The organism is Arenibacter hampyeongensis (assembly GCF_002909255.1).
Taxonomy (GTDB): Bacteria; Bacteroidota; Bacteroidia; order Flavobacteriales; family Flavobacteriaceae; genus Arenibacter; species Arenibacter hampyeongensis.
The window spans coordinates 516,609-527,695 of sequence record NZ_PIOB01000004.1 but is presented as its reverse complement, the minus strand read 5'-3'; the positions used below and the strand labels follow the sequence as shown (position 1 = coordinate 527,695).

Sequence of the window (11,087 nt, the reverse complement as noted above, 5' to 3'; positions counted from 1 at the left end):
TATTGTAACTGTAATAATTTATTAAATGTTAATATTATGGATATGGACAAATCAAACAAAAAAGCGCTAATTGCCCTAGGGGTGGGTGGCTTTGGTATAGGTATGACCGAATTTGTAATTATGGGAATTTTACCCGATGTGGCCAGTTCCCTTCAAATAAGTATTCCACAAGCCGGCCATTTTATTGCTGCCTATGCACTAGGCGTTGTTGTTGGAGCACCAACCTTGACCGCCTTAAGTGGAAAATGGCCAGCACATAAGGTATTGCTGTATCTTATGATATGGTTTACTGTGTTCAATACACTTTCGGCGTTTTCAACAAGCTATACAACTTTAATGATTTCGAGGTTTATGTCAGGATTGCCACATGGAGCATTTTTTGGAATTGGAGCGGTAGTGGCAGGAAAGCTGGCCAAAGAAGGAAAAGCGGCCCAAGCTATTGCCACCATGTTTGCCGGCCTAACTATTGCCAACGTGATTGGTGTACCTATAGGAACATATCTCGGACATCATTACAATTGGAACCTATCCTTTCTATTGGTAGGTATTGTAGGTGTCATTGCAATGCTCAGTATATACTTTTGGATTCCACAAATGGAAAAATCCTCTTCAGAAGGATTTATTAAGGATCTGAAGGTTTTTAAAAGAGTGGAAATATGGTTGCTTATATTACTTACTACCATTGGTACAGGAGGATTCTTTGCATGGTACAGCTATATTGCCCCTTTATTGACCAATGTCTCGGGACATTCCGAAAGCATGGTGAGTTATGCCATGATATTGGCAGGTTTGGGAATGGTGTTCGGCAATTTTATCGGTGCCAAAATGGCTGAGATATTTTACCCATTAAAGGCAGTAATCATTAGTTTATCCCTGATGGTTATGGTGCTGATAATCAATTTTTTGGTAGCCGCAAACCCAATAGCCATTCTTTTACTGACTTTTATAATAGGAATAGTTTCCTTTATGGTAGGAACCCCTATTCAATTGGCCATTATAAAAGCATCCAAGGGTTCTGAAATGTTGGGGTCTTCCATGAACCAAAGTGCCTTTAATATGGGCAATGCATCAGGAGCATTCTTTGCAGGAATGCCCATTGCCATGGGGTACGGATTTACATCCGCAAGTCTGGTTGGAGCTCTAATGGCCGGTACGGGTATTGCCATTGCTGTATTAATATTAGTGTTCTCCAATAGTAGAACTGTCAACCCTAAAAGAAAAATGGCTTTTAACTCTTAAATATTAAGGTTAAGGATAAGACTGATGAAAAATAAAAGAGGGCATCCAAATCCAATTAGACGCCCTCTTTTATGGATTCCTGCCTAGGCAGGAATGAAATTTCCACTATATATTCTTAGCCAACCAATCACCTATTTCACTGGTTTTAAAAGCTTTTCCACCTTCTGCCAAATCTTCTGAAACCACTCCTTCCGCGAGGGATTTATTTACAACGTCCCTAATAGCTTGAGCCTCTTCTTTTAAATCGAAATCTTCGAACATCATTGCAGCCGATAGTACAGTTGCCAATGGATTGGCAATATCCTTTCCTGCAGCTTGTGGGTAAGATCCGTGAATTGGTTCATACAATCTAATTTTATTTCCCACAGATGCCGAAGGCATTAAGCCCATTGATCCTGATATTACAGAAGCCTCGTCCGTTAAAATATCCCCAAAGAGGTTTTCAGTGATTATCACATCATAGGAACTTGGCCATTGTACCAGTCTCATGGCAACGGCATCTACAAATTCATAAGAAACAGTAACTTCAGGATAATCCTTTTCCATGGCTTGTACCGTTTCTCTCCATAATCTGGAAGATTCCAAAACGTTGGCCTTATCCACACAACATAGTTTTTTTGATCTGGTCATGGCCATTTCAAAACCCTTCTTGGCCAATCGGGTAATTTCAGCCCTAGTATAGGTACAAGTATCGTAGGCCGTATTTCCATTATCTTCCCTACCTCTTTTTCCAAAATATATTCCTCCTGTAAGTTCCCTAAGAATAATCAAATCTGTACCTTCTATACGCTCACGTTTTAAAGGGGATTTATCTATTAGTGAAGGAAAAGTAAAGGTGGGCCTAACATTGGCAAATAGACCCAATTTTTGACGCATTTTTAACAACCCTTGTTCTGGTCGGACTTTGGCAGAGGGGTCATTGTCGAATCTTGGATGCCCAATGGCACCGAATAAAACGGCATCTGCTGCTTCACAAATGGCATGAGTTTCGTCTGGGTAAGGTTCTCCTACGGCATCAATAGCAGCAGCACCGGTAAGTGCCGGGGTCCAATTAATCTCATGATTGTATTTTTTGGCTATCGCATTGGATACTTTTACCGCCTGATCAATTACTTCAGGTCCAATTCCATCTCCTGCTAAAAGGGCAATTTTTAATTTCATTTATATTTGCTTTTTGCCAAACGCCTTTCGACTGGCATGGTTAAAATTGTTTGTGTTTCTCTTGGATTATGATATTTAACATTTTCTCGGTTGCCTTAATGGCCGAGACCGTTTGATCGGAGTCCAGCCCCCTAGAAATAAATTCTTTTTCATCGCTTTTCCATGTTATAATGGTTTCGCAAAGGGCGTCAGAATTACTACCTGGTGGAATTCGCACTGCGTAATCTATCAAAACGGGCAATTCCATTTTTTTGGATTTATATACTTTTCTCAACGCATTCATAAAGGCATCATATTGCCCATCACCTTGGGCGTGTTCCTCTATGAGTTCTCCATTAATTTCAAGAGCTAAGGTAGTGGATGGCTTTAATCCCTTGGAATGGGTAAGCACATAAGATTTTACAAAAACTTTCTGATGGTAGGTATCGCTATCCAATACATCGGAAATAATATAAGGCAAGTCCTCTTTGGTAACCTTTTCCTTTTTATCTCCTAACTCAATTATACGGGCAGTGACCTTTTTTAATTCATCGTCGTTAAGTGTTAATCCAAGTTCCTGTAAATTCTTTTGAATATTGGCTTTGCCCGATGTTTTACCTAAGGCATATTTACGTTTTCTGCCAAATCGCTCTGGCATTAAATCGTTAAAGTACAGGTTCTTTTTACTATCCCCATCCGCATGTATTCCAGCAGTTTGGGTAAAGACATTATCTCCCACAATAGGCTTATTGGCCGGTATTCCAAATCCGGTAAATGCGGATACCAACTTACTAACTTTGTACAGGGAAGATTCGTTTACTCCTACCTCTATTTCCGGCATAAAATCATTTATAACCGCTATGGCACTGGCCATTGGAGCGTTACCAGCTCTCTCGCCCATACCATTTACTGTTAAATGAAGTCCATGGCAACCGGCCTTTAAGGCCTCCATAACATTGGAAACACTTAAATCGTAATCGTTATGACCATGGAAATCAAAATGCATCTTGGGATAACGCTGAACTATTTCCGATATATAATCGTAAGTTTCGTTATATGTCAATATTCCCAGAGTATCCGGAAGCAAAACTCTTTTTACGGGCTGGGTAGACAAAAAATCCAAGAATTGGAATACGTATTCCTTGGAACTCCGCATACCATTGCTCCAGTCCTCCAAATATACATTGGTGGTAATAGCTTCCTCGGCCGCTGCCGCTATGGTATTTCCTATTTCTTTGAAATGTTGCTCGGGAGTTTTTTTAAGTTGATGCGTTAAATGGTTCATAGAACCTTTTGTCAACAAATTCTGGACCTTGGCACCGGATTTTTTCATCCAATCAATAGAAACGCCTCCATCAACAAAGGTCAAAACCTCAACACGGTCTATATACCCTTTAGTTTTGGCCCATTCTGCAATCTGTTGCACGGCAGAAAATTCTCCTTCCGATACCCGGGCAGAAGCAATTTCTATTCTGTCCACGTTCAACTCATCCAACAACAACTTCGCCAAGGTAAGCTTTTCGGATGCTGAAAAGGACACCCCGGAAGTTTGCTCCCCGTCCCTAAGGGTGGTGTCCATTATTTCAATTTTTCTTCTTTTCATTTATGTTGAACTAGTAAGCGTATTTCTATTGTCCAATAACCTAATAAGTAATAAATCCCCACCTTGGCATATCAAGAAGAAGGGCAAGCAACATGAAACACTTGGCGAGAATAACACAACCCGATATTTTACAATGGGGTGGTTTGGGCAAATTCCCGAATATTTTCTTTAATGTTCAATAGGTAGTCAATGTCATCAAAGCCATTAAGCATATTATCTTTCTTATAATGGTTGATGTCAAAACTTTCCGATTCACCAGTAGTGGACAAGGTAATAGTCTGTTCTGGCAAGTTGACCACTAACTCCGTTTTGGGGTCTGCTTCAATGGCAGTGTAAATTTTTTCCAAGAATGGGGCGCTCACCTGTACGGGCAATACTCCAATATTCAAGCAGTTGTTTTTAAAGATATCTGCAAAAAAACTGGATACCACACACCTAAATCCATAGTCATAGACTGCCCAGGCAGCGTGCTCCCTAGAAGAACCTGACCCAAAATTCTTAGCACCCACCAAAATCTTACCGCTATAAGTAGGGTCGTTTAGAACGAAGTCCTTTTTTGGACTGTTATCAGGGTTATAGCGCCAATCCCGGAACAAATTGTCCCCAAAACCTTTACGTTCTGTAGCCTTAAGAAATCGGGCTGGTATAATTTGATCGGTATCCACATTTTCTATAGGAAGTGGAACCGCTGTTGTTTTAAGTATATTAAATTTATCGTATGCCATATTATTTAAACTTATGTGCTAAGCGCTTAGCGCAAAACGAAAATTAAACTTTATTTTTTATTTCTTATTTTATATCAACTTTCTTAACCAAATCCGAATAAATCTCTTAGGAGCGTCTTTTAGCGACCTATAAATTCTGTTTAGAGTTAGAGAAAGTGCAAAAAGTACTTTTAAACCAATTCCTGCATCAACTCCCTTGGATCTGTCACCTTTCCTGTTACGGCAGCGGCAGCGGCAACAAGTGGACTTGCCAAAAGTGTTCTTGACCCAGGACCTTGTCTTCCTTCAAAGTTTCGGTTCGAAGTACTAACTGCATATTTTCCGGCAGGCACCTTATCATCGTTCATGGCCAAACAAGCCGAACAACCAGGTTCACGTAATTCAAAGCCAGCCTCGTGCAAAATATCCAAAATGCCTTCTTCCTTTATGGCCGATTCCACCTTATGTGATCCCGGTACCAACCATGCGGTTACATTATCTGCCTTTTTTCTACCTTTTACAATAGAGGCAAAGGCTCTAAAGTCTTCAATACGTCCATTGGTACAACTTCCCAAGAACACAAAATCAATTGGCTTGCCAATCATATTATCACCCTCATTAAAAGCCATATATTGTAGGGACTTTTTGTAAGTTGCAACACCACCTTCTACAGCTTCTGCCATTGGAATACCATTGGAAATTCCGATACCCATCCCTGGATTGGTTCCGTAGGTAATCATTGGTTCTATATCCGTGGCATCAAAAGTTATTTCCTTATCAAAAGTTGCACCCTCATCCGTTTTAAGTGTTTCCCAGTATTCCATAGCGGTATCCCAAGCTGCACCAACCGGAGTAAATTCGCGTCCTTTTATATACTCAAAAGTCTTTTCATCTGGAGCGATCATACCTCCACGGGCACCCATCTCAATGCTTAGGTTGCAAACGGTCATCCTACCTTCCATAGTCATATTCCTGAACACATCCCCTGCATATTCCACAAAGTATCCTGTAGCACCAGAGGTGGACAGTTTGGAAATTACATATAGGGCTACATCTTTTGAAGTTACCCCTCTACCAAGTTTTCCATTTACATTAATACGCATAGATTTGGCTTTCTGCTGCATAATACACTGTGTAGCCAAAACCATCTCCACTTCGGAAGTTCCGATACCAAATGCTATGGCTCCAAATGCTCCATGGGTAGAGGTATGCGAATCACCACATACTATGGTTGCTCCTGGTTGTGTAATTCCGTACTCAGGGCCTACAACGTGAACAATACCATTTTTTTCATGCCCAAGTCCCCAATAGGATATGCCATGGGCCTTTGAATTCTCTTCCAATGCTTTCAACTGATTGGCTGAAAGTGGATCCTTAACCGGCAAATGCTGATTAATGGTAGGCGTATTGTGGTCTGCAGTGGCAAAAGTACGTTCTGGATACATTACTGGAATACCCCTACTTTTTATGCCTAGAAATGCTACCGGACTAGTAACCTCATGAACCATGTGACGGTCTATGAACAATACATCCGGCCCATTTTCGATTTTATGAACAACGTGGGAATCCCACACTTTATCAAATAACGTTTTTTTCATTTTATAGGGTTATGATTTATGATCTTAGATTTCCTTTTTTATAAAGTGGCCTACTGCCTACTTTTCACTAGCATGCAAAATTAAGACTATCTTATAAATCCTTGAAATTATTATAGGAATAATTACGATGTTCAACATAAATGTTGATGATTGTTTTGAATATAACCCATCATTTTCCACTTATAGGATACGGCCTACATTTCCAGCTTGGAAATTATAGATGACAAGTCCAATTTTCCTATATAAACTTTTACAATTGGAACAAAAAAAAGGTGGTTGAAACTAATACAACCACCCTAATCAAAATTTTATGTCTCTATTCTACTTAGCAGCCTTATCTACCTTTGGACGAGCATCCCGATTGGCTAACTCCCAAGCCGTAAAAAAGACAAGTCGGGTTCTATTTTGCAGTAGGTCGTAATTTATTTTGTCCGGTGTATCACCAGGTTGGTGATAATCGGCATGTGTGCCATTAAAATAAAAAATTATGGGAATATTGTTTTTTGCAAAGTTGTAGTGATCGCTTCTGTAGTAAAAACGGTTGGGATCATTTTCATCATTAAAGGTGTAATCCAATTCAATATTCATATATTTTCTGTTCACCTCTTCCGATAGCTCATGAAGTTCTGTGCTCAATTTATCAGAACCTATTAAGTAAATATAATTCCTATCACCTTTACGGTTGGGATCTATTCTTCCAATCATATCAATATTTAAATTGGCCACAGTTTCGGACAATGGAAAAATAGGGTCATGATCGGCGTAGTATTTGGAGCCTAAAAGCCCTTTTTCCTCTCCTGTAACATGCAGAAAAACGACGGATCTTTTGGGACCATGGCCTTCATCCACAGCCTTCTTAAAGGCTTCCGCAATTTCCAAGAGTCCAACAGTTCCGGAACCGTCATCATCCGCTCCATTAAAAATCTCCCCTGCATTATTTACTCCAACATGATCTAGATGTGCCGAGATTATAACATACTCATTTGGTTTTTCAGAACCTTTAATCACGGCCACTACATTCTCTGAATCCACATCTTGACTATCGCTTTCAATATTCAAAACCAATTTTGTAGGAATGTTTTTTGATGTATTTTCAGATAAAATATTGGGGAGAATGGTGTTGGCAACCATGGCATCAATAAAAAAGCTGAAGAAATCTGATTCCATTTCATCTTTAAGCACCATACTACCGCCATCGTTACCTTGCATAAAATTGAACCTATTTTTAAAACGGCCAAAATTGCCTTCATCGAAATACAAAACTCCTATGGCACCTTTGCTTGATGCCAATTCCATTCTTTTTCCAATAGATTCGGACATATTGCTCCAAACAGACTTTTCATTGGTGCCCGATAATCTATATGTACCATCAGCATTAACAGGTTCCCCTGCTTTCATCAATACAATTTTTCCCTTTACATCCAACCCGGCATAATCCGAATAGATTGCTTCTTCAATACCATTATTGACATATACAATATTATCATAACTTCCATTAGCAGCGGAAAAGGTTAACAAACCATCACCATTTTCAATATTCTTACCATTAATGGAAACACTGCCTTTCGGGAGCCGATTTATGACCAAGGGAACATTTTGGAAGTAGTCCCCATCAGCTTGGGCGGCAGGAATCTCTAGTTGCACATATTCTGCCTTTAAATACTCTACTGCTTTCTTTTGCCCTGGTTCTCCTGTATCCCTACCTTCAAATTCGTCCGAGGCATAGGTATAGAGATGTTCTTTTAATTCAGCTTCCGTAATGGATTCAGCATAGACCTGAGGGTCTACTGCGGTTTTTACCGGTTCCGTCTGTTGAGAAATCGTTTTTTGTGATGAGTTGCAGGCCAAGAAAAGCCCAAGAGCAACAAACAATATTTTTTTCATTGAGTAAACTTTAATTATTTCAGAATTTTTCAAAAATAGGGAAATCTTAAAGAAACAATCTTACTATTTTTATAAAACTGTTCTATGTGTTACCTATATTGAACTTAAGGTGTTTCTAATAGTTCAGCCCAACAATATAATGAGTGCGAAAACGGAATTACTTGAGTATTAACCTATGCCCATTTAAAGTATTATATTAACCTTTAATTAAGGCAGTTAAGAATGGATTGGTTAATATTCTCTCAAGTTTGGCTAATATACCTTTATTCCAAGGGGAGTGATTTTACTAAATTTGTAATTAATTTTAAAACTTATAGCAATGCAAATAAAATGGGAAGGCGTAATGCCTGCAGTGACCACCAAATTCACATCAGAGGATAAATTGGATATAAAAATGTTCGAGGTTAATATTCGGGCACAGATGGAAGCTGGAGTCAACGCCATTATTTTAGGTGGCACCCTAGGTGAAGCCAGTACACTTACCGACGATGAAAAGAAAATACTTATACAGGAGACGGTAGCTATTGTTGATGGAAAAATCCCAGTAATAATTAATATTGCGGAACAAACTACTAAAGGCGCCATTGAAGCGGCCTCCAAGGCGGTGCAATACGGGGCCAGTGGTTTAATGATGCTTCCTCCAATGCGTTATAAGGCCAATGACTTTGAAACGGTAACCTACTTTAAGGAAGTCGCCAAAAGCACTGACTTGCCCATCATGGTCTATAATAACCCTATAGATTACGGAATAGAAGTAACCTTGGATATGTTCGAGGAATTATTAACGATGGATAACATCCAGGCGGTTAAGGAATCTACCCGCGATATTTCTAATATTACAAGAATTAAAAATCGATTTGGCAATCGCTTAAAGGTTTTGACAGGTGTTGATACCTTAGGATTGGAGAGTATTCTAATGGGTGCAGACGGCTGGGTAGCTGGTTTAGTATGCGCCTTCCCTGCGGAAACGGTTGCCATCCACAATTTGGCCAAAGCAGGGAAAATTAGGGAGGCCTTAGCCATTTATAGGTGGTTTTTGCCTTTGTTGGAATTGGACATCAACCCTCAATTGGTCCAAAACATAAAGTTGGCCGAAGTTGCTACGGGCATTGGAACAGAACAGGTACGGGCTCCCAGACTACCGCTACAAGGAGAGGAAAGAAAAAGGGTCTTAAAAATTATTGAAGAAGGGATGAGGACAAGACCAACCCTTCCGAATTATAGGGTAGAATTGGTTTAGCCATATTGTAACCGTGAAAAACCAGCTAAAGTGTTACTTTAGCTGGTGAAACATATTTGCTCATTTGGAGCGCATAATTATAACATAAATTTACAATGATTACAGGGAAAAACTATATTGGAGTAGATACATCGGCCAAAAACAGTAGAACATATTCAACCTTCAATCCAAAATTAAATAAACCTACGGAATGGATTTTCCATGAAGCATCTGAGGAAGAGGTAAATGCAGCGGTAGAAAAAGCAGCGGTAGCGTTTGAAACGTATCGCGCTTTTTCAGATAGAAAAAAAGCAGAATTCTTAAAGGCCATTGCCAGCGAAATTGAATCCTTGGGAGATGAATTGATTTCCGTTTATGTACAGGAATCAGGTTTACCGGAAGGTAGGGCCAAAGGAGAACGTGGTAGAACAATGGGGCAACTTCGAGCCTTTGCTACCTTATTGGAGGAGGGCTCATGGGTTGAGGCTACCATTGATACCGCTCAGCCGGACAGGGAGCCATTGCCAAAAGTAGACCTAAGAAAAATGTTGCTGCCTATTGGTCCTATTGTCATATTTGGTGCCAGCAATTTCCCATTAGCGTTTTCTACCGCTGGGGGAGATACGGCCAGTGCTCTTGCTGCCGGATGTCCCGTAATTGTAAAAAGTCACCCAATGCATGCCGGTACAGGAGAGCTCGTAGCCTCAGCTATAGCCATAGCAGCTAAAAAGACTGGTATGCCCGATGGCGTATTTTCCAATCTAAATAGTAGTGATTTAGAAGTGGGACAGCTATTAACAGTACACCCGAAAGTAAAAGGAATAGGTTTCACAGGTAGTACAAATGGAGGAATGGCCCTTTATAGATTGGCTACCCAAAGAAAGGAGCCAATTCCGGTTTTTGCCGAAATGGGCAGTATTAATCCCGTGATAGTCCTACCATCTGCCTTGGAGCAAAAAGGGTCAGAATGGGCAACCCAATACGCAGGTTCCATTATGTTGGGAGCTGGACAATTTTGCACCAATCCTGGGCTTATTCTAGGCATAAAGGGAATGGCCCTGGATAGTTTTGTTTCAAAATTAGGAACAGAAATAGAAAAATTGGATCCTACCTGTATGTTACATCCCAACATATATAAAGGTTATGAAAAAGGAAAAAAAGAATTGTCTTCACAACCAAAGACCGTAGAGGTAGCTTCACATAATGGCAAGGTATCCCCAAATTTTGCACAACAGAAGGTATTAACAGTATCGGCCGAGGATTTTTTAGCCAACCCTGTTTTGCATAAAGAGGTTTTTGGACCATTTTCAATCGTAGTTCAATGCATAGACAAAGAGGAGTTGATAAAAGTGACCCAAGAATTGGAAGGGCAACTGACAGGTACTATTTTAGGAACGGAAACCGAAATACAAACGTATACAGGGGTAGTAAATGCCTTGGTGAATAGGGTAGGGCGTATAATATTCAATGGGGTGCCGACAGGAGTGGAAGTTTGTCCGTCCATGATGCACGGAGGCCCATTTCCTTCCACAACGGACAGTAGGTTCACCTCGGTTGGAACCTCTGCCATTAGGCGATGGGTACGGCCCGTCTCTTTCCAAAGTTGGCCTTCAGAATTATTGCCGGAGGCCTTAAAAAATAATAATCCGTTGGGAATAATGAGACTTGTGAACGGGGAACACACCAAACAGAATCTATAA

8 protein-coding genes are annotated in these 11,087 nt (G+C 40.2%); 3 read left to right on the top strand and 5 right to left on the bottom strand.

All coding sequences use genetic code 11. The features are described 5' to 3' along the window. The first annotated feature begins 42 nt into the window (after positions 1–42). A complete protein-coding gene (locus CWD91_RS13135) occupies positions 43–1,239 on the top strand; it encodes an MFS transporter (protein WP_103441456.1) in 1,197 nt (398 codons plus the stop codon). A gap of 105 nt (positions 1,240–1,344) precedes the next feature. On the opposite strand, the gene leuB is transcribed toward CWD91_RS13135, so the two are convergent. From leuB to CWD91_RS13110, 5 genes are all read right to left on the bottom strand, one after another. Next, on the bottom strand, positions 1,345–2,400 hold the full coding sequence (gene leuB / locus CWD91_RS13130) for a 3-isopropylmalate dehydrogenase (RefSeq protein WP_103441392.1): 1,056 nt from the start codon (positions 2,398–2,400) through the stop codon (positions 1,345–1,347). Between the two features lie 40 nt (positions 2,401–2,440). After that, positions 2,441–3,982 (bottom strand): alpha-isopropylmalate synthase regulatory domain-containing protein, encoded by a 1,542-nt coding sequence (locus CWD91_RS13125; protein ID WP_103441391.1) that lies wholly within the window; start codon positions 3,980–3,982, stop codon positions 2,441–2,443. A 128-nt stretch (positions 3,983–4,110) separates the two neighbouring features. Then, the gene (leuD, locus tag CWD91_RS13120) at positions 4,111–4,707 is read right to left on the bottom strand and encodes a 3-isopropylmalate dehydratase small subunit (RefSeq protein WP_103441390.1); all 597 of its coding nucleotides are present in this window, start codon (positions 4,705–4,707) and stop codon (positions 4,111–4,113) included. Between the two features lie 170 nt (positions 4,708–4,877). Further along, positions 4,878–6,284 carry a 3-isopropylmalate dehydratase large subunit gene (gene leuC / locus CWD91_RS13115; RefSeq protein WP_103441389.1) on the bottom strand — a complete coding sequence of 469 codons (1,407 nt, stop codon included), beginning with the start codon at positions 6,282–6,284 and terminating at the stop codon, positions 4,878–4,880. 321 nt (positions 6,285–6,605) lie between these two features. Next, positions 6,606–8,168, bottom strand: coding sequence for a M28 family metallopeptidase (locus CWD91_RS13110; protein ID WP_103441388.1), 1,563 nt, complete (start codon positions 8,166–8,168; stop codon positions 6,606–6,608). A 319-nt stretch (positions 8,169–8,487) separates the two neighbouring features. Between CWD91_RS13110 and CWD91_RS13105 the strand changes: the two genes are divergently transcribed. Together CWD91_RS13105 and CWD91_RS13100 are read left to right on the top strand one after the other, a co-directional pair. After that, positions 8,488–9,408: a dihydrodipicolinate synthase family protein gene (locus CWD91_RS13105; RefSeq protein ID WP_103441387.1), complete on the top strand. Its 921-nt coding sequence runs from the start codon at positions 8,488–8,490 to the stop codon at positions 9,406–9,408. A 95-nt stretch (positions 9,409–9,503) separates the two neighbouring features. Then, positions 9,504–11,087: an aldehyde dehydrogenase (NADP(+)) gene (locus tag CWD91_RS13100; RefSeq protein WP_103441386.1), complete on the top strand. Its 1,584-nt coding sequence runs from the start codon at positions 9,504–9,506 to the stop codon at positions 11,085–11,087.